The 20715-nt window shown below is 39.7% G+C and carries 19 protein-coding genes; 4 read left to right on the top strand and 15 right to left on the bottom strand.

The features are described 5' to 3' along the window. Positions 1-31: 31 nt before the first annotated feature. From QWY93_RS11590 to rpsT, 11 genes are all read right to left on the bottom strand, one after another. The gene (locus QWY93_RS11590) at positions 32-745 is read right to left on the bottom strand and encodes a GNAT family N-acetyltransferase (protein ID WP_290248416.1); all 714 of its coding nucleotides are present in this window, start codon (positions 743-745) and stop codon (positions 32-34) included. Further along, positions 742-1674: a glycosyltransferase family 2 protein gene (locus tag QWY93_RS11585; RefSeq protein WP_290248415.1), complete on the bottom strand. Its 933-nt coding sequence runs from the start codon at positions 1672-1674 to the stop codon at positions 742-744. Before QWY93_RS11585 ends, QWY93_RS11590 begins: the two co-directional genes overlap by 4 nt. A gap of 69 nt (positions 1675-1743) precedes the next feature. Further along, positions 1744-2916 (bottom strand): dTDP-4-amino-4,6-dideoxygalactose transaminase, encoded by a 1173-nt coding sequence (gene rffA, locus QWY93_RS11580; RefSeq protein WP_290248414.1) that lies wholly within the window; start codon positions 2914-2916, stop codon positions 1744-1746. 75 nt (positions 2917-2991) lie between these two features. Beyond that, positions 2992-4671, bottom strand: coding sequence for a DUF6044 family protein (locus QWY93_RS11575; protein WP_290248413.1), 1680 nt, complete (start codon positions 4669-4671; stop codon positions 2992-2994). Positions 4672-4868: 197 nt separating this feature from the next. Continuing rightward, positions 4869-6434: a ribonuclease Y gene (rny, locus tag QWY93_RS11570; protein ID WP_290248412.1), complete on the bottom strand. Its 1566-nt coding sequence runs from the start codon at positions 6432-6434 to the stop codon at positions 4869-4871. 68 nt (positions 6435-6502) lie between these two features. Then, on the bottom strand, positions 6503-6787 hold the full coding sequence (locus QWY93_RS11565) for a cell division protein ZapA (RefSeq protein ID WP_290248411.1): 285 nt from the start codon (positions 6785-6787) through the stop codon (positions 6503-6505). A 1-nt stretch (position 6788) separates the two neighbouring features. Further along, positions 6789-7073 (bottom strand): hypothetical protein, encoded by a 285-nt coding sequence (locus QWY93_RS11560; RefSeq protein ID WP_290248410.1) that lies wholly within the window; start codon positions 7071-7073, stop codon positions 6789-6791. Between the two features lie 4 nt (positions 7074-7077). After that, positions 7078-9489: a phenylalanine--tRNA ligase subunit beta gene (pheT, locus tag QWY93_RS11555; RefSeq protein ID WP_290248409.1), complete on the bottom strand. Its 2412-nt coding sequence runs from the start codon at positions 9487-9489 to the stop codon at positions 7078-7080. 63 nt (positions 9490-9552) lie between these two features. Continuing rightward, entirely contained in the window at positions 9553-10170 is a 618-nt protein-coding gene (locus QWY93_RS11550; protein WP_290248408.1) for a DUF1684 domain-containing protein, read from the bottom strand. 2 nt (positions 10171-10172) lie between these two features. Further along, the gene (gene radC, locus QWY93_RS11545) at positions 10173-10868 is read right to left on the bottom strand and encodes a RadC family protein (RefSeq protein ID WP_290248407.1); all 696 of its coding nucleotides are present in this window, start codon (positions 10866-10868) and stop codon (positions 10173-10175) included. A gap of 142 nt (positions 10869-11010) precedes the next feature. After that, positions 11011-11265: a 30S ribosomal protein S20 gene (gene rpsT / locus QWY93_RS11540; RefSeq protein WP_290248406.1), complete on the bottom strand. Its 255-nt coding sequence runs from the start codon at positions 11263-11265 to the stop codon at positions 11011-11013. A 216-nt stretch (positions 11266-11481) separates the two neighbouring features. On the opposite strand from rpsT, the gene QWY93_RS11535 reads away from it, so the two are divergent. After that, positions 11482-12435, top strand: a complete 954-nt coding sequence (locus QWY93_RS11535) for a zinc dependent phospholipase C family protein (RefSeq protein WP_290248405.1) — start codon at positions 11482-11484, stop codon at positions 12433-12435. An 82-nt stretch (positions 12436-12517) separates the two neighbouring features. Here the strand turns inward: QWY93_RS11535 and QWY93_RS11530 are convergent, their stop codons facing one another. Then, on the bottom strand, positions 12518-13825 hold the full coding sequence (locus tag QWY93_RS11530) for a pyridoxal phosphate-dependent aminotransferase (RefSeq protein WP_290248863.1): 1308 nt from the start codon (positions 13823-13825) through the stop codon (positions 12518-12520). 128 nt (positions 13826-13953) lie between these two features. Next, complete coding sequence (ettA, locus tag QWY93_RS11525; protein WP_290248404.1) at positions 13954-15633, bottom strand: energy-dependent translational throttle protein EttA; 1680 nt, start codon at positions 15631-15633, stop codon at positions 13954-13956. Positions 15634-15774: 141 nt separating this feature from the next. On the opposite strand from ettA, the gene QWY93_RS11520 reads away from it, so the two are divergent. Both QWY93_RS11520 and QWY93_RS11515 read left to right on the top strand, forming a co-directional pair. Next, positions 15775-17022, top strand: a complete 1248-nt coding sequence (locus QWY93_RS11520) for a DUF349 domain-containing protein (protein WP_290248403.1) — start codon at positions 15775-15777, stop codon at positions 17020-17022. A gap of 80 nt (positions 17023-17102) precedes the next feature. Continuing rightward, complete coding sequence (locus tag QWY93_RS11515) at positions 17103-17324, top strand: DUF2795 domain-containing protein (RefSeq protein ID WP_008625540.1); 222 nt, start codon at positions 17103-17105, stop codon at positions 17322-17324. A 64-nt stretch (positions 17325-17388) separates the two neighbouring features. Here QWY93_RS11515 and QWY93_RS11510 read toward each other — a convergent pair whose 3' ends face one another. Together QWY93_RS11510 and queA are read right to left on the bottom strand one after the other, a co-directional pair. After that, the gene (locus tag QWY93_RS11510) at positions 17389-18096 is read right to left on the bottom strand and encodes a 2-C-methyl-D-erythritol 4-phosphate cytidylyltransferase (RefSeq protein ID WP_290248398.1); all 708 of its coding nucleotides are present in this window, start codon (positions 18094-18096) and stop codon (positions 17389-17391) included. A 122-nt stretch (positions 18097-18218) separates the two neighbouring features. Further along, entirely contained in the window at positions 18219-19268 is a 1050-nt protein-coding gene (gene queA / locus QWY93_RS11505) for a tRNA preQ1(34) S-adenosylmethionine ribosyltransferase-isomerase QueA (protein WP_290248397.1), read from the bottom strand. 126 nt (positions 19269-19394) lie between these two features. On the opposite strand from queA, the gene QWY93_RS11500 reads away from it, so the two are divergent. Continuing rightward, a complete protein-coding gene (locus tag QWY93_RS11500; protein WP_290248396.1) occupies positions 19395-20642 on the top strand; it encodes an ABC transporter permease in 1248 nt (415 codons plus the stop codon). The last annotated feature ends 73 nt before the right edge of the window (positions 20643-20715 follow it).

Genomic DNA, 20715 nt, shown 5'->3' with positions numbered 1-20715 from the left:
TTTTAAAAAAAGAAGGCTGAAAATTGAGTTTTCAGCCTTCTTTTTTTTTAAGGGTTGGGTTATGCCAATGATAAACATACTGGCAAAGCACTTTCTTAAAACCCATCGAATAATAAAACCCCACCCCCGCACTATTTTCTCCTTGGGTAACAACCCTTATTTTCTTCAATCCCAGCAAATTAGCCTTTTGGCTCAAACCTAGCATCAAGGCTTTTCCCACCCCCTTTCTCCTTGCCATTTTTTGAACAGCCATCAACCCCAATTTCCCCTCCCCATCATTTATTTGAAGGGTGACCATCCCAATCAGGTTCCCATTTTCACGGCAAACCCAAATCTTATCTTTTCTATCCAGGATCAACTGCATCCACCGATCATAAAACTTTTGAAAATTTAACTTCAAAACAGGATCTCCCAAAAACCTGGAACAATAACCACTCTCCCTAGCCAGGGGGAACAAATCCTCTTTTTCTTCAAACCCTGGGGCCACCAATTCCCCAACTTTTTCATCTGAGGGCATTAATAAATCGCAGGTAGAAAAAGGCGGATTAATTTCGAGCTCCAACCTGCTCCCATGGTACCCCATTTCGGTTCCCTTTAGATTTAAGGGTTCAGAGGAAAAAATATAAACCAGGTCAAATTTTGCTATTTCCTTCTTAAAATTATTGAGTTGAAGACCGCCAGTCAGTTCCAAACGGCCAATATGTAGGCCAAAAAATTTCGAATCCCATGGTAATGGTTGGATCATAGTTTTTTTTCAATAATATATAAAGGTCTGTTTTTAACTCCCTGATAGGTTTTCCCCACATAAAGCCCCACCATTCCCAAGGTAATCAAAAGCACCCCAGTCAGCACCCAAATGGAAACAATCAAACTGGCGTAACCTGCAACAATAATTTCCCCAAGCCAATATTTAAAAAGGGTATACCCTGCATACAAAAATCCAATTAGGGCTACCATCAACCCAAGTTTGACCATCATCCGTAAAGGACGATCGGAATAAGCCATCATTATATTTAATGCCAAATCCACCATTTTTTCCCAGCTATAAGCCGAAACCCTTCCACTGTTATCACCATGTTTCACTTCCACCTTTACTTGCCGAAACCCTACCCATTGTACCAGTGCTGGAAAATACCGGACTTGTTCTTTTAATCTCTTGATTTCTTCAATGACTTGAGCATGATATATCCCAAAATTGGCCACTTGGTGATCCATGGAAGTTCGGGTCAAATAGGACAAAATTTTATAAAAAAGCCAACTTGCCCATCTTTTCCTCCTACCATCTTTCCTTTCCTTTCTCTTTGCCACTACCACCTGAAATCCTTCCTTGGCTTTTTTGTATAAACTGGGGATTTCTTCTGGGAGATCCTGAAGGTCAGCATCCATCACTATTACCCATTGCCCCATAGATTGATCTAAACCTGCTGTTATAGCATAATGCTGGCCAAAATTTCGACTTAATTTCACCCCTTTGATAAAATCATTCTTTTGAGTTAATAAAGCAATCAAATCCCACGAATCTTCTGGACAACCATCATCCACTAAAATCACCTCAAAATCCTTATCAAGCTCATTAAATACAGCTTCCAATCTATCAACCAATTCCTCCAATTGATGCCTTGTTTTATAAACCGGACAAACGACAGAAAAAAAAGGATTAGGTTGTTGGGCCATTTTTTATTGAAGTAAAATTTTAACTGTAAAAATAAATAATCAAAGCATTTTCCTGCTAGTCTTTAATGTTTATGGTAATTGAATGCTTTTGAGCTTTTTTATCTGAAGGTTGCTCCAATTACCAATTGCATCAATCACCCTGCTCTGTTCTTCTTTTGAAATGGAATTATATAAGGGTAAACGAAGTAAGCAATCTGCAAATTTTTCTGTTCTCCTAAGAGAAATAGCAGGGAAATTGGCCAAATAATAGGGGCTTTGATGTAGTGGTTCATAATGAGCCAATGCTAAAATCCCCCTTTTGCCTAAGTATCCCCTCAGGTCTTCCCTGTCATATTTATTTTTAAAGAACAAATAATATCCGTGACCATTATGATTCGTTCCTTTTGGAACATATGGCTTTTGATAAATATCGAGTAAATCGGGCAAATGATTATCATAATAATCCCAGGCCTGTCTCCTTCCTTGCTGTATAGTTTCATAGTCCTCCAATTGACCCCATAGAAAAGCTGCTGTAATTTCGGAAGGCAAAAAAGAGCTGCCAAGATCTTGCCATTGATATTTAGTTTTTTCTCCCCTGAAAAAAGCTGCCCTATCGGTTCCTTTTTCCCATAGAATTTCCGCCCTTTCTACCAAACGGGGGTCATTGATCATCAAACACCCCCCTTCTCCAGCACTGATATTTTTAGTTTCATGAAAACTAAAAGCAGCCAATCCCCCAAAGCTCCCCAATGGTTTTTCATAATAAAAGGAACCCAAAGCTTGGGCAGCATCTTCCAATAAATATATATTGTTATCCCTGGCAATATTTCCTAAGGCTTTCATATTACAAGCCACCCCAGCATAATGTACTGCAATAATCGCTTTTGTTTTCGGCCCTATCCTGGCCTCCACAATATTTTCATCCAAAACCGGAACCCTCTTTTTGGTATCCACAAAAACCAGTTTTGCCCCACGTAATGCAAATGCATTGGCAGTGGAAACAAAAGTATAGGAGGGTAAAATCACCTCATCACCTTCCTTAATATCCAACAAAAGGGCCATTAGTTCCAGGGCGGTAGTTCCCGATTGGGTCAACAGGCACTTTTTACTTCCAATAATATTCTCCAAAAAATTTTGACATCTTTGGGTGAAAGCGCCATTACCTGACAATTTTCCTTGGGCATAGACTTCTTGTATCAAACTGGCTTCCCTGCCGGTTTGATAGGGTTTATTAAAAGGAATATTATAATCTTTCCAGTTCATTTCATTTCAAATCCCCTATCCTACAATTTACAAATATCAGGGCTAAGGAGTAATTAAAAGCAAATTTGTAATTAACTATTGAATCCGGTATAAATGAAGATTCCAAGCAGATGAATGGTCATCTATTTTTCTTACCAGTTCCAACCCGTCCATTGATATTGGTATGGAGGAAATCAAATAGTGAACGTTTAATTGATTTTTTAAATGGTCAAAATCATATGCTAAATCCTCAATTTTAGTATAATCCCTCCATTTAAATGCATCAAATTCATCAGGATATTTTTGATTTTGAAGGTAACATTTATTGCCCCAATCCTTCAGATGATAATTCAAAAAATCATTATTTGCAATCTCATCTTCCAGAACTTTAATAATTTGGTTTTTATGTTTTAGGGAATAATTTTGAAGGTAACCATCAATACACGGTAAACCATTATAAGCACTTATCGCCGGGTGAATATTGATATGCCCAAAATACCCTTGATAGGCCTCAGGGATAATGGATTTAAGTTTATTATATTGATCCCTTGCGTAAAACTCCTTAAAAGAGGCTGCCCTGTATCCCAAAAATGGTACCTGTTCATTGACCATATTCCTCCATTCATAATGATAGGGAAAAATATTGAGAGCGATCAAGCCCACCATTAATATTTTTTTGAATGGAATAGTACCTTCCAACATCACCAATGCCAATGCCGTAAAAACAAAAAACGGTATTAAATGGGCAAAACGAATCAAGGAAAAAGATTGAAGTTTTGGCCATAGCTTCCCCGGAAAATTGACTAACTCGGGAATATTAAGAACATTAGAAAGAAAGGATAAAATAAGAGCAATAAGCAACATAACCCCAATTTCCTTTTTCACACCATTCCTTATTTTACCAAGAAAAACACCAAGAAAAACCAATGGCAGATATCCCCACCAATAATAAACTCCCAAATATCCCCCTTTAGTTATTTCCTTGACTACATTAACAAGGCTAAATTCATGTCCAGGATATATCATTTCCGAACGATGGGAAATAAAGTTATTCTGAATAAAATAGGAATAAATTAATTGATATTCCTGAATTAAATACAAAAACAACCAAAACAAAAAGCCTCCAAACACCCATTTTGGCCATTTTTTGAAATAAATGCAGAACATTATAAACATCATAAAGGCCACTGACCAGGCAAAAATCCCTGCCAAAACCATCATCGAATAAGCGGAATACAAAAAAATCAGAGCAAAAGCCAAACAAATCCTCCTGCCCTCCCAGAGGTAGCCCATTCCCAGGGCAATTAAGGGCAATCCTGCAATAGAAATCCCCCTATGGGGGTAAAAAGGCAAGGAAGCCCAGATCAATGCAAATAAGATCATAACAGTTGAACTCCATTTCCCTTTCCAAAAATTAAGAAAGCCATACATGGAAAGGATGCCTATGAAAAAAATAAGGATTTTATTCACCAGGTAAGCATTTAATGGATCCATAAATCCATAAAAGACCAACTCAAGATTCAACCCGGAAGGAAGAGAAAACCTGGGTATTTCTTTTACCATTCCCTGAACAAGGGTCTCAGGTCCACTCCAAATTTTGCCTTGATCTGACAGCATTTTATACCAGGCTATATTGGAGTCCATATTGTCACCTACCGGGATATGTACATCCTCTCCCAAAAATATATAGGGGAATATCATTATCAGCCCAACAAATAAGACGAAGGCTGTTTTTCTCCAATCAAAAAAATAATTTCGAAAATTTATCCAATTCATTTTATCACATAGATTGCTTCAAAAATTTGAAAGGACAATTTACAAATGCTCCAATTTTAATAAATGGTTCATCCATCTTCCAATTTGCCCCATCCATATGGTGGGTAGAAATAAATGGCATTTCTTTATATTAACAAATAAAAAAGGGCTGCCAAAGATGGACAGCCCTTAGAAATATTTGCTCATGCAATCAGTTATTATTTTGCATAATTTACCGCTCTCATTTCTCTTATCACGGTCACTTTTATCTGACCTGGATATTGCATTTCCTTTTCGATTTTTTGTGAAATGTCAAAAGAAAGCTTTCCTGCTGTATTGTCATCCACATTCTCAGCATCAACTAATACGCGAAGTTCACGTCCAGCTTGCATGGCAAAGCATTTGTTAACTCCATCAAAACTTAAAGCCAAATCCTCCAGGTCTTTTAACCTTTTGATATAACTATCCATGATTTCCCTTCTGGCTCCTGGACGGGACCCGGAAATGGCATCTGACGCCTGAACAATGGGTGAGATCATGGAAGTCATTTCTATCTCATCGTGGTGAGCTCCTATGGCATTGCATACCTCTGGATGTTCCTTGTATTTTTTGGCCAACTCCATGCCCAAGATGGCGTGTGGAAGTTCAGCTTCCTCAGGGTAAACCTTACCAATATCATGAAGTAGCCCTGCCCTTTTGGCAAGCTTGGCATTTAATCCCATCTCAGCTGACATGGTCGCACAAAGTTTGGCTACCTCACGAGAATGCTGCAATAAGTTCTGTCCATAAGAGGATCGGAATCTCATACGTCCAACCATCCGGATTAATTCAGGGTGCAACCCATGAACGCCCAAGTCGATACAAGTTCTTTCCCCAATTTCTACGATTTCTTCTTCAATATTCTTTTCGGTTTTGGCCACCACTTCCTCAATCCGGGCGGGATGGATTCTGCCATCCTGCACCAATCGGTGTAAGGACAACCTGGCTATCTCCCTTCTTACTGGGTCAAAGCCTGAAATGATGATGGCCTCAGGAGTGTCATCAACGACAATCTCCACCCCAGTAGCAGACTCCAATGCCCGAATATTCCTACCTTCACGTCCAATGATTTTACCTTTGATATCATCGCTTTCAATATTAAAGATCGAAACACAGTTTTCAATGGCATGTTCAGTGGCTGTTCTTTGGATGGTATCCAAAACAATTTTCTTGGCCTGCTTGGTAGCACTTAATTTGGCCTGATCAAGGATGTCTTTGATATGGGATGAAGCCTTAGTATGGGCTTCATCTTTCAGCATGACCACCAGTTGATCCCTGGCTTCTTCTTTGGTTAGCAGGGCCACTTTCTCCAGGTCTGAAATTCTTTGATTGGTTACCCGGTCAAGCTCATCTTTTTTGACCTGAACTGAATGTAATTGGGCATTGAGGTTTTCCTTTTTGCTATCCAACTCAGCTTCCTTCCGCTTGAGCTGTTCCATTTCCTTCGAAAGGATCTGTTCCCGCTGTTTCAGCTTACCTTCATTAGTGATGAGGATATTTTTCTTTTTGTTAACTTCCTCTTCGAAATCAGCCTTTAATTTCAGGTATTTTTCTTTAGCCTCAAGAATCCTGTCTTTTTTGGTTGATTCAGCTGTGATTTCAGCCTCCCTAATGATACTTTTTGCTCTTTCCTGAGCTTCCTGTTCCAGCTTTTGGTTGTTCTTCCTCATAAGGAAACCCACCAAAACTGCCCCTAGTGCCAGCCCAACTACGCCAGCTACTATAATGTATAATGATACTCCCATAGGTAATTTTAGGTTAAATGACCTACCGGTATCGAAAAAGTCCCGCCTCTTGGGCTAGAAAGTAATAATTATAATACAGATTTTAATTGGTCATTGATCTGGAGCAGGGTAGCCGATATCTGTTCACTATCCTCAGAGGTCACTTCACTCACTTCCATCGCCTCTACCATACAATCAAATGCAACCATGGCCAGCAAATCCTGCTTATCATCTAAGCCAAATTCACTTCTGTATTTTTTGATTTTATCATTTATTAATTTGCCTATACGTCTGATTTTCGCCTCATCTTCAGCTTTCACCTTCATAGGATATTCCCTATCCCCAATTTTTAATTTAATTGAAAGTGTCTCCATATTATTCAGACAAATAGGTAATGATCTTATCGATCTCTTTGATATAATTATTTATTCTATTCCTCAATTCAGCAGAATCTACATTTTCTACCGGTAAATTGTTTACAATTTTACTAATTTTAATTTGATTTTTAAAATAATCCAATGAAGCCTCCTTTTCCTCCAACAACTGCTCTTTTTTTTCCAGTTCCTCCTTTAAGGATTGGTTTTCTTCCTGCAGATGGTGAAGCTTTCGGGTAACTTGAGCCGATAAACGTTCTAGTTTTTGGAGTTCCTCGTGGATCATTTCATTACTTTCTTATCAATGCCCCAATTTCCTTTTCGAAAGATTTCATCAATCGGTCCATAGACTTATCGATGATTTTATCCGTTAAGGTCTTTTCATTGTCCTGAAGGAAGAAACTTAGGGCGTATGCTTTTTTACCTTGTTCGAGATTTTCTCCCTGATAAACATCAAAAACCCCGATATGTTTCAACAGTTTTCCTCCTGCCTTTTCCGCAATTTTCCGGACAGCATCAAAAGTCACCTCCTTATCAATAACCAAAGAGAGGTCCCTTCTTACTTCAGGGAATTTTGAAATCTCCTGGTATTTTTTCAACCCCGAAGCTTTTTTTAGAAGATAATCCCACCTCAGCTCAGCAAAAAACACTTCCTGTTTTACTTCTGCCTGTTTGGTGATTTTCGGGGATAGCAAACCTACCGTTCCAATCTCTTTTTTCCCCAATTTTAATTTCAGGGCATAATCAAATGGAGATTCATGGATAATTTCCACCTCGGGAGTTTGGATATTGAGCTTGTCCAAAAGCTTTTCCACCACACTGTAAATATCTGGAAACGCAACTGGCTTGGAGGGTTCTAACCAACTCTCATCAGCACGGTCCCCAGTCAGGAATAATGACAGGTGGCTTTCCTCCCTGTAACCTTCTTCCTCTTTGTGATAAGTGGATCCAAACTCAAAAAACCTTAGGTCTTTTTGCCTCCTATTGATATTGTGGGCCAACACTTCCAAACCGGTAAATAAAAGGGTCTGTCGCATTACACCCAGATCCTCGCTTAATTTATTGACGATTTCCACACTTTGTCCTTCATCCAAATGGGTTGATTGCTCCGCATATCCTGGTTTAGTCAAAGAATTAGTCATCATCTCATAATAGCCCATTCCTGACAACAGTTCAGAAACCCTGAATTGAAGCTTATTGGAATCCTTAGCAGGATGCTCAGCCAAGTAACTGGATTGATAGGTATCCGAAAGCAAAACATTTTCAAAACCATAAATCCTGAGGATTTCCTCTATTATGTCCGCTTCACGGGTAACATCAACCCTGTAAGGCTTTACGATTGCCTTAAAACCTCCTTCACTTGCATCGGCCACTTGAATATCCAAACTTTCCAAGATTGCTTTCACTTCCTCTTTTGGAATGTTTTTTCCAATTAAGCGGTCAATATTCCTATACTTGACATCAATTTCAAAATCTTCAACTGGCTTGGGATAAAGATCAATAATTTCCGAGCTAACCTTACCTCCCGCCAATTCCTTGATCAGCATAGCGGCCCTTTTCAGGGCATAAACTGGCATATTCGGGTCGGTTCCTCTTTCAAACCTGAATGAAGCATCTGTTTTCAATCCATGCTGAAGACTTCCTTTTCGGATGACATCGGGGGAAAAATAGGCACTTTCCAAAAAGATGGTACTGGTACTTTGGGTTACTCCAGAACCTACCCCTCCAAAAATCCCTGCCATGCAGAGCCCGTGGTTTTCATCACAGATCATCAATTCTTCTCCCGAAAGTTTCCTTTCCTTTTCATCCAAGGTTGTGAAAACTGTTCCCTTTGGGAGTTTTTTGACAATGATCTTATCTCCTGCAACTTGGTCAAGGTCAAATGCATGAAGCGGTTGCCCCAAATCGTGAAGGATAAAATTGGTCAAATCCACTATATTGTTGATTGGCTCCAATCCTAAGGCTTTCAGGTAATTTTGCAGCCACTCTGGCGAGGGTCCGACTTTCACATTTGATAGGGTCAATCCAGCATACCGAGGACAATCAGCTGCATCTTCCACCTCGATACTTACCGGGCGACTATGGTCATCCACTTGGAAACCCTCCACATCAGGCAATGCCAAATCCTTTTTTAATAAGGCTTTCAAATCCCTTGCCACACCCAAATGGGAAGCCGCATCTGCACGGTTGGGGGTTAGCCCAATCTCAAGCACATCAGTGCTTTCTATTTGAAAATAATCACTGGCAGGGGTTCCATTATCCATTTCGGTGTCCAGCACCAAAATACCATCATGGCTTTTACCCAGGCCAAGTTCATCTTCTGCGCAGATCATTCCATGGGAAACTTCCCCCCGGATTTTAGCTTTTTTTATGGTAAAAGCTTCACCACCGTTTGGGCAAAGCTGTGCGCCCACAGTTGCCACTACCACCTTTTGCCCCTGAGCGACATTGGGGGCCCCGCAAACAATCGGCACCTCTTCACCGCCAATATCAACAGTGGTAACTTTTAGCCGATCAGCATTGGGATGAGGAGAACAACTTAGCACCTCACCAATAACAACACCCTCTAATCCTCCGGAAATGGATTCAAACCTTTCAATCCCCTCCACTTCCAATCCGGATTGGGTGAGTTTATCAGCAATCTCCTCTGTACTTTCTTCAAATGATATAAATTCTTTTAATCTATTTATAGCTACTTTCATGTACTAATCCTGGTTATTACTTTTGAAGGAACAAATTTAAGATAATTGCCATTGGCAAAAAGCTTATTCCTTGTAATTTTTCTCTCCTGCTGTAATAGCAATTCCCAAAATGTTTTCTTTTGGAGGTATTGGACAGGCAAAATCAGGGTTGTAGGCACAATAAGGATTATAGGCCAAATTAAAATCAATGGTGATTGAGCTGGGACCATCCTGCCTAAGATTAATGTACCTTCCGCCTCCATAAGTGCTTTTTCCACTTGTCTCATCTGCAAAAGCTAAAAAAAATTTCTTCTTATCAGGTTCATCAGTAGCCTGCAACAACAACAAGCGTCTGGTCAACCCTTCCAATTCAAATTCAACATAGGAATGCCTGATGTAACTTTCGGTAGAGCCATCGGTCATGGCCAGCTCCAGGATCTTTTGGTTTTCTAAAGGTATCATCCTGGCCCGGACCGAAAATTTTTGTTTTACCGGAAAAAAATCAAGCCCCTCCAAATTTTGTTTTTGTTCATTGGTCAGCGGAGAAGTTTCATTGTATTTTAAAAACTTAAACTGTTTCTCTCTTTCATCCAGAACCTTTTGTTCATATTCAGCCTTGCTTTCTCCACCGGTAAACATGTAGGCCACCGCAGCAACAGCCACCAAAATCACTATTGATAAGAAAATATTTTTTTGCTTCATTTTTAAATCATTGCTTCATCGGCGAAGCTAAAATAACCAACATCTGCGAAAATCAAATGATCCAAGACCGGCAACTCCAAATTACGTCCCAGCTCTACCAGTTTTTTTGTCAAATTAATATCTGCCTGTGAGGGTTTTAGGTTGCCAGATGGATGGTTATGAACCAAGATCATGGAACTGGCATTATTTTCAAGTCCATATTTAAAAATCAATTTTGGATCTGCAATGGTGCCGCTCATCCCTCCTTTGCTTATTAACAATTTTCGGATAACGTGGTTAGCCCTGCTCAATAGAATAATAAAAAAATGTTCTACAATTTCATCCATCAATTCAGCCTTCATCAACTCATAAACATCCTGGGAAGAAGAAATTTTCTTTCTCTGAGGGGCATCAACTGCCTTTCTTCTTCGCCCCAACTCCAAAGCACTTACAATGGCTATAGCTTTAGCCTCTCCTATACCTTTAAACTTCTGCAGATCTTTTACCCCCAATTTCGCAAGGGCACTTAAATCATGATCTACACTTGATAAAATATGCCTGGAAAGGTCTACCGCACTCAAAGACCTGCTGCCAGAACCAATCAAAATAGCAATGAGTTCTGCATCCGTCAATGCCCCTTTTCCTTTTAACAGCAGTTTTTCACGGGGCCTTTCCTCTTCAGCCAAGGCGGAAATTTTAATCGACTGGTAAGCATCCATAAAAAATAGTTCTAAAAATAATCCAATACCCCTCCCATCTCACAAAACATCAAAACTAAAAGTATTAAAAATGAAGCAAATAAAAAAAGTCTCATCAATTCAGATGAGACTTCTCCGATAAAATACCGTAGGTGGTGGAATTTTAACCTAATGTATTAATAAATCTAGCCAAGCTAGATTTTTTATTGGCTGCATTATTTTTATGGATAATGTTTTTCTTAGCAAGTTTGTCAATCATAGAAGACACCTTCTTGAATAGCTCTTGCGCTTCAACTTTATCAGTAGTATTTCTAAGTCTTTTGATAAAAGTTCTGGTGGTTTTCGCTTGATATTTATTCCTCAAACGCTTGGCTTCGTTAGCCCGGATTCTCTTTAGAGCTGATTTGTGATTTGCCATATCTATTTATTAACTTATAATTTCTTTATTTTTGCCCCTTAAAATTAATCGGAGTGCAAATTTAAATGTTTTATTTTTAAAGACAAAAGGATTTCTAAACAATAACTCATGAAAGTTTAAAAATCAATCAGTTAATCCCCTTAAAACGGATCTAACTAGGCGCAAAGGTAGGCATTTATTATTCGGTTTCTTTCATTTTCTCCTTTAAATTTCAACATGAAACGAAGTTTATTTTTACTTTTCTTACTTTTAATTGACTTTCAGGGATTTGCATATTGGGGCTTTTATGCTCATAAAAAAATAAACAGGCAGGCAGTATTCTCTTTACCCCTCGAAATGATCGGTTTTTTCAAAGAAAACATCCAATACATAACGGAAAACGCAGTCAATCCTGATAAAAGGAGATATGCAGTGGAAGGGGAAGCGGAAAAGCATTTTATTGATGCCGATGTGTATGGGGACAGCGCAGTCTATTCGCTTCCAAGATACTGGAAGGAGGCAAAGGAAACTTTTACTGAAGACACCTTGAGGAAGTACGGCATTGCCCCATGGAATGTGCATTTTGTCCAACATCAGCTAACAGAAGCCTTTGAAGAAAAAAATGGACCAGCCATTCTGCGATTAGCTGCAGATTTGGGGCATTATATTGGCGATATCAATGTACCTCTCCATACCACTGAAAACTATAACGGGCAACTCACCGGCCAAGAAGGAATCCATGGTTTTTGGGAAACAAGGATCCCTGAACTTTTGGCAGAAAATTTCAATTTGTTTGTTGGAAAAGCGGAATATGTCGAAAACACCCAGTTGGCAGCTTGGGATGCTATCATCCAGGCCCACCAAGCCCTGGATAGTGTTTTGCTTTTTGAACGGCAATTGGATGCCAAATTCAGCAAGGACAAAAAATATAGCTTTGAAGAAAGAGGTAACCGGAACATGAAAGTTTACTCTAAAGCTTATACCCTGGCATACCATAAAATGCTCCATGGACAGGTGGAAAGGCAAATGAAAAAATCCATCAAAATGGTGGCAGACTTTTGGTTTACAGCATGGGTGGATGCAGGGCAACCTGACCTATCAAAATTACTTCAGCACCCCACACAAATCCCCCCGGGACACGATTCCAATAATAATCCCAATCACCTTGAAAGACCTTCTTCTCCTCCTTAAAAAAAACAGCTTCTTAAATTTCTCTAGAAGCTGCTCAATTTGGCTAATCCTATATTTGAAAGTCCCCAAAGGGAAAACTTGATCAGGCAGAAGCTAAATATTTTCTAATGCAATTGGCAATACGGGTAAAGGTATCCCTGAATTTTTCTTCATCTTCCTCCAACAAGGTCACTCTAAACCCTCTTAGATTGGAACAAAAGGAGCTGACTGGAACCACACAAATCCCCTCGGCGGCTAACAAATTATAAACAAAACGTTTATCATGAGGCATATCTTCTTCATTCAGCCATTGATCAAGATATCCCTTTACCCTTTGATCTTCGACTGGAAGGTATTGTTTGGCATTGAGGACTTTTTCGTCAAAAACAATGGTATTATAAAATGCCCCTTTGGTTTTATTAAACATAATCCCAGGCACATCTTTCAACACCTCCTCCATGATCCTACTCCGCTGTCCAATCCTGGCATTGGCTTTTTTTCTATATGCAGAATATTCAGGGTGACTCATAATTTTAGGAATGGCCAATTGGGGCAACATGGTAGAACACACCTCTATCATTTTGGCATTATCCAAGGTAGTGCAGAGCTTATCAAACTCGGAGGATGCCTCTCTATTATAAAATTCCATCCAGCCACACCTGGAGCCGGGCCATGGAAACTCCTTGGATATACCTTTCAAAGAAATACCTGGAAGATCCCCGATCACTTCGGATAGCGGGATAGCATCATAGCCATTATAAGTTATGTTTTGATAAATCTCATCAGCAATGATCAACAAATTAAATTCTCTTGCAATGGAAACAAATTGCTCCATTACCTCCCGCGGATACACCATTCCAGTTGGGTTGTCCGGATTGATAATCAATAGCCCTACAATATTTGGATTATATTTCACCTTATTATACAAATCATCCATATCCGGGTACCAATTGTTGGCCGGGTCCAATTTATAGGTAATTGGAAAAGTGTTTGCATGGGCAGCCTCTGCAGAACTATGAGTAGAATATGCCGGAGAGGGCCCAATGATCCTTGCTGTAGGAATCAAAAACTGATAGAGTCTGGCAATCGCATCCCCTAAGCCATTAAAAAACAAGATATCCTCAGCAGTGATTTTCACACCATTCCGCTTATTATTTAAGTCAGCCAAAAACTCCCTGGTTTTCAACATTCCTTTGGAATCAGCATACCCATAAGTCTTGTCGTCCTGAACCAATTCAGTAACGATGTCCTTCATCCAGGAGGGAATCCTATTGTTTTTCTGAATTGGGTCCCCAATATTCTCCCAGGTAATCTCCTTGCCTAATTTTTCGATCAATTTTGCCTTTTTGACAATTCCCCTGATCTCATAGGTCAATTCGTCTGCACCTGGGGCTAACAAAATTTGCCTGATCATATTTACTTGATTATCGTAATTTCCAAATTTCCGCCAAAAGTAATCAAAAAAAGAACCCCATACCTATTATTCTTACAAATAGATAGGGGGTTACTTATTTAGGAAACCGAAATCACTGTTAGATCCTATTTCAACTTCTTATACTTCAACCTTCTTGGGGTAACATCACCCAATCTCTTTTTCTTATTTTCCTCATATTCAGAGAAATTCCCTTCAAACCAATATACTTGGGAATCCCCTTCAAAAGCTAAGATATGGGTACAAATCCTATCCAAGAACCATCTGTCGTGGGAAATAATAACGGCACAGCCACCGAAATTTTCCAGGGCTTCCTCCAGGGACCTAAGGGTATTTACATCCAAATCGTTGGTAGGTTCGTCCAAGAGCAGCAAATTCCCATTTTCTTTCAGTGTCAAGGCCAGGTGAACGCGGTTCCTTTCCCCACCGGAAAGCACCCCCACTTTTTTTTCCTGGTCAGCCCCGGAGAAATTAAACTTGCTGACATAAGCACGGGCATTAACCTCTTTATTACCTAGTTTGATCAATTCGTTCCCCTCAGAAATAGTTTGATAAACAGACTTATCAGGATCCAGGTGATTATGTTCCTGATCCACATAGGCTAATTTCACCGTTTCCCCCACTTCAAAATTGCCATCGTCAGGTTTTTCCTTTTGGGTAATGAGTTCGAACAAAGTTGTTTTCCCTGCCCCATTGGGACCAATCACTCCAACAATCCCCCCTTGTGGCAGGGAAAAGGAAAGGTCTTCAAACAATAATTTGTCACCATAGGCTTTGGACACCCCATTTACTTCAATGACTTTGTTTCCCAACCGTGGACCTGGGGGAATATATAATTCTAATTTGGCTTCTTTTTCTTTGGCTTCCTCTCCCACCAATTTTTCATATGCATTCAACCTTGCCTTACCTTTGGCTTGCTTAGCTTTAGGGGTCATCCGGATCCAATCCAATTCCCTTTCCAGGGTTTTTTGCCGTTTGGATTCTGTCTTTTCTTCCTGCTGCAATCGTTTTTGCTTTTGTTCCAGCCAACTGGTGTAATTTCCCTTCCAAGGGATACCTTCTCCCCTGTCCAGTTCCAGGATCCACCCTGCAACATTATCCAGGAAATATCTGTCGTGGGTAACGGCAATCACTGTTCCTTTATATTGTTGCAAATGCTGCTCCAGCCAAAGTACGGACTCCGCGTCCAAATGGTTGGTAGGTTCATCCAGCAAAAGCACATCAGGCTCTTGAAGCAATAATCGGCAAAGGGCAACCCTCCTTTTCTCTCCTCCGGATAAATTCCCAACATTGGCATCACTGGGAGGAAGATTTAGGGCATCCATGGCTTTATTTAACACCACGTCCAGTTCCCATGCATTGGCGGCATCCAACTTTTCCTGAACTTCACCCTGTTTTTCAATCAGTTTGTTCATGGCATCCGGATCCTCCATGACGGCAGGGTCCATAAACTTCTCATTGATTTCTTCGAATTCTTTCAAAAGGGCTTTGGTATCGGCTACTGCCTCTTCTACAATTTCCTTTACTGTTTTTTCAAGATCCAATTTTGGCTCCTGCTCCAACATACCCACAGAATACCCGGGAGACCAGACCACTTCGCCCAGGTATTCCTTATCCATGCCGGCAATAATCCGTAGCAAGGAACTTTTACCTGACCCATTGAGTCCTAGGACACCAATCTTGGCCCCATAAAAAAAAGACAAATAAATATCTTTCAATACTTTCTTTTGCGGAGGGTACACTTTAGAGACCCCGGACATGGAAAATATGATCTTCTCGTCACTCATAAATATTAACTTTACCTTCTGGTTTTACATGAAAAAACAAAGATGGCAAAAAATCACCTTTCTTAGGATAAATGCATCTTAATTAATTAATTTGCAGAAAACAAGAATAGCGGACTAACCACCAACCTATCAATATCGAAGATGGAGCATCCATACGGATACATTAAAGACAACAAAGTTTATTTAAAAGGATTTTTAGATCAGGAAGACAGGGTCATCGGAGAAGTTAAAGAAAACGAAGCCTCTACCATCAAATATTTTGAAGACCGTTTTGAGATGGTGAAGAAAAAGGTAGAAGATCTCAAAAAGGACATTGAGGAAAACCAAAACAAAGGTTCTTTCCTAATGAAACTGATCCACCTGAGAAAATCCCTGATGCAATATGATGCATTGGGTGACTTTGTACCCTTAATCAAGGAGCTGGACCAGCTTGAGGATTATCTTTCAGAAATCATCCAGGCCAACAGAGACAGAAATCTGGAAATAAAGAAAGGCCTGATCCTGGAAGCTGAAGCATTAAAAAACGAAACTGACTGGAAAGAAACTTCAGAAGCCTTCAAGGAACTCAAGCAACGCTGGATCAAAACAGGCCCGGTAGAAAAGGAAATCGAAGAAGAAATAGAAGCCAAGTTCAAAGATGCAGTGGATACCTTCTTTGAAAACCGTAAAAACTATTTTGAAGGCCTTGCCCTACAGGCAGAAGAAAACATTAAAGTTTATGAAGCCTTGGTGGTCCAAGCTAGGGAGGCCTTTGCAATGGATGATGCCAAAAAAGCCTTTGAAATAAGCAAAAAAATCCAGAAACAGTGGAAAGAGTCCGGAAAAGTCCCAGCCGAAAGGCGTCAACCCCTCTGGGATGAATTTTCAAAGCTGAACAATAGAATTTTCAGTCGCTACAAAAGGACTTTACAGTCAAAGCCAAGGCTAAAACCTTTTGAAATAGTCAAAAAATCGGAGAAGCTCGCTGAGGAAATGAAATCCCTATCCAGAGGCCCGATGTCTCCAGAAAAAATCTCCAAAGCAAAAAAACTCCAAAGTGAATGGAAGTCCCTTCCGCCCAAAAAACCGCGGGAAGCGAAACTATATTCACGCACATTCGTCTTTTTTGCAGATGTGGTATTTGAAAAGTCCTTTCTGGACAAATTAGCTAATTCAAAATTCCAGGACTTCCGTGAAAAGGATCCAAAAGAACAAAATCAGATTAAAATCAACATTATAAAGGATTTAATTGGAAGAGACCAAAAAGAGCTTGATACAGTAAAGGAAAATGCTGAAAAATTCCGGTCTAATGAAGGGGATTTTGAAGTAATGCTTCATAGAAAATTAAGTGCGTTTAAAAGGAAATTGGATGTAAAAAATCATATATTAAAGGAACTTTCAAACAATTAGTCAGTTTGAGTTTTAAAAAATAAAAGTATTTATATTTTTGCATCCCCGTGCAATACGGAATAAACTAAAATATTGAGACTATGTATTGGACATTAGAACTTGCATCTTATTTGGAAGATGCTCCGTGGCCAGCAACAAAAGATGAATTAATCGATTATGCTATTCGTTCTGGAGCTCCTCTTGAAGTAGTCGAGAACCTTCAGGAGTTGGAAGACGATGGAGAACCTTATGAAAACATTGAAGAAATCTGGCCTGATTACCCAACAAAAGATGATTTCTTCTTTAACGAAGACGAATATTAACAAAAAGCCCTATGTTTAGGGCTTTTTGTGTTTTATCTCCCATTTCCAATACCCTTTGTTCCTATCACCCCTTGAATCTTGGGAAATTATATTTGTCTTTCTTTTTTTGAATTAAAAATGAAGCATACTCCATGTCCTCCGGAGTAGTGATTTTGATGTTTTCTGGATTACCTGCAATGAGGCTTACTTGCCAGCCCTGATGCTCAAACACCGTAGCATCATCAGTAAAGTGGCGCAATTCGGTTACATCAAAAGCTTTTTTAATGCGCTTCAAGTCAAAAGTCTGTGGGGTTTGTACCAACCTGAAATATTCTCTTTCCTGATAAAAAGAACGGTCATCATCGGTTAATTTCCTGATAGAATCTTTAAGGGGAACCACTGCTATGGCACTTCCTGAGTGAAGCGCTTCCTCAAAACCATTGGAAATCACTTCCTGGCTAACAAAAGGCCTAACCCCATCATGTATGGCCACTAAGCCATCTTCCCAATCCAAATAATCCAAACCGTGCTTCACTGACTGAAACCTGGATTTACCTCCAACGACCATTTCATGGGGAATATCGAAGGAAAATTTCTTACACAATTCCTTCCAAAAAGGAAAATCCACTTCTGGAAGGACCAATACCAAAGTAAGATTAGGGTCATAATTGAAAAATGCTTCCAAAGTATGCATTAAAATGGGCTTTCCACCGATTTCCAAATATTGCTTGGGAATGGAGCCCCCCATTCTGGATCCTTTGCCTCCCGCAACAATTATCGCTGCTTTATTCATAAAACTCACAAATATTAAGGCACAAATGTAACTAACCAGGCAGAATAGCCCGTTTATTCCACATTATGATTAGATGAAATATTAAAAAAAATAAAAAAGGCTCCGAAGAGCCTTTCAAAATTTTATATTATCAGCATGGCATCTCCATAGGAGAAGAACCTGTAACCTTCTTTGACTGCTTCCTGGTAAGCTTTCATAATCAGATCATATCCTCCAAATGCTGCAGTAGTCATCAATAGCGTACTTTCGGGCATGTGGAAATTGGTAATCAAAGCATTGGCAATTTTAAAATCATAAGGCGGAATAATAAACTTATCAGTCCAACCACTGGATGCTTTTAACCTATTGCTAGCCGTTACTGAAGATTCGATAGTTTTTAAGGATGTAGTGCCTACTGCTACTACTCTTTTCTTTTCCTCCAGAGCTTCATTAACCAAATCAACAGTAGGCTGTGGAATATCATAGTTTTCAGAGTCCATCTTATGCTTGGTCAGGTCCTCTACATCCACCTGTCTAAAGGTTCCCAGACCAATATGAAGTGTAATCGGGCTTACTTCCACCCCTTTGATTTCCAACCTTTTCAATAAATGAGGAGTAAAGTGCAGACCTGCAGTAGGTGCAGCCACAGCCCCTACATGTTCTGCATAAATGGTTTGATAACGCTCACGGTCTTCCTCTTCAACTTTTCTTTCGATGAATTCTTTAAGTATCGGAGTTTCCCCTAATGCATCAATGGTTTTGTAAAATTCCTCATCAGTACCATCAAAAAGAAAACGGATGGTTCGGCCTCGGGAAGTAGTATTGTCAATAACTTCTGCCACTAAATCACTATCCCCAAAATAAAGCTTGTTACCTACCCGTATCTTTCTGGCAGGATCAACCAACACATCCCAAAGTCGTAATTCCCGGTTTAATTCTCTTAACAGGAATACTTCTATTTTTGCTCCAGTCTTTTCTTTATTGCCATATAACCTGGCTGGAAAAACTTTAGTGTTATTGGTTACAAACACATCCCCTTCGTCAAAATATTCAATGATATCCTTAAATATTCTGTGCTCAATTTTACCGGTATCCTTGTGGACTACCATTAATCGAGACTCGTCTCTATTATCGGATGGATATAAGGAAATTAATTTTTTTGGAACCTCGAATTTGAAATCGGATAATTTCATAAATGTTTTTGAGATAAACGCGTTGAATATTTTGATTTTACGATACGCTCGTAAAAACTGCAAAGATAATAAGAATTATAGGTAAAACTACCTATATTAACAAATAGTTTCAAACATAATTAATAGGTGATCATTTTTAGGCTTATTTGGGAAAGTTTTCGATTTGCATGGCAGGCTTTGAGAGCTAACCTGACAAGAACCATACTTTCCCTATTAGGGGTTACCATCGGCATTTTTGCCATCATTGCAGTTTTCACATTAGTGGATTCACTGGAAAGAAACATCAAGTCTAGTTTCACCTTTTTAGGAACCAATGTCCTCAGGGTGGACCGTTTTCCCTTCTCTTCCGGGCCTGGTGAATATCCCTGGTGGAAGTATTTTCGGAGACCACCAGGCAACTATTCCGAATATGAGTTTTTACAGGAAAGGCTTCAAAATGCGGAAGCCATAACTATTTCAGCATCTTCCAATTCTACCCTCAAAAGCGGCAGCAGTTCATTTGAAGGAGCCACTCTCCAAGGGGTGATCTTTGACCACAAGGAAGTATATGATGTCCCAGTAGTTGAAGGCCGCTATTTCACCGAAATGGAGATCTCAGCTGCCCGGAATGTCGCTGTTATAGGTTCAAAAATTTCAAATGCCCTTGCCGCCGCCGCCCCTATCATTGGCCAAAAAATCAAAATCAGAGGGCAAAATTTTGTAGTAATTGGCCTTTTGGAAGAAGAAGGAGCAGGATTATTTGACCTACCTTCCAAGGACAATACCTGCTTGATTCCATATGGGTCTTTTAACAAGATGTATTACCTGGGCAGAAATGGAGTGGAGCCAACCATCGCTGCAAAAGGCCTGGACTCAGATGAAGGTTTGGAATCCCTGGAAAACGAAATGACGGGCCTTTTACGGGCAAAAAGAGGCCTCAAGCCAACTGAGGAAAATAATTTTGCCTTGAACAAATCGGAATTCATCCAAAATGCCATTGGGTCGATTTTTGATGTAATCAGCATTGCAGGGGCAGTAATCGGTGGTTTTTCTATTTTGGTGGGCGGATTTGGAATAGCCAACATCATGTTTGTCTCCGTAAAAGAAAGAACCCCTATTATCGGGATTCAAAAATCCCTGGGGGCCAAAAATTATTTTATCCTCTTGCAGTTTTTATTTGAAGCCACTTTCTTGAGCTTAATTGGTGGTTTGGCAGGTATCGGCTTGGTTTTCGCCCTTACCTTTATTCCTTTAGGAGCTTTGGAAGTGTACCTTTCCCTAAAAAACATCATAATAGGCTTGCTTCTTTCCTCATCCATTGGAATAATTTCAGGATTTATCCCGGCAGGAATTGCCTCAAGAATGGACCCCGTGGAAGCAATCCGCTCCAATTAATAAATGTAATAGGTATTCTAGCCTCTTTTCCTCTGGCTAATTTTTGAATTAACACTTGCCTTTCCGAATTAGT

The sequence above is a fragment of the Echinicola jeungdonensis genome (assembly GCF_030409905.1).
Lineage (GTDB): Bacteria > Bacteroidota > Bacteroidia > Cytophagales > Cyclobacteriaceae > Echinicola > Echinicola jeungdonensis.
Note: the sequence above shows the minus strand (reverse complement) of the source record. Positions and strands in the feature narration are given on the sequence as shown.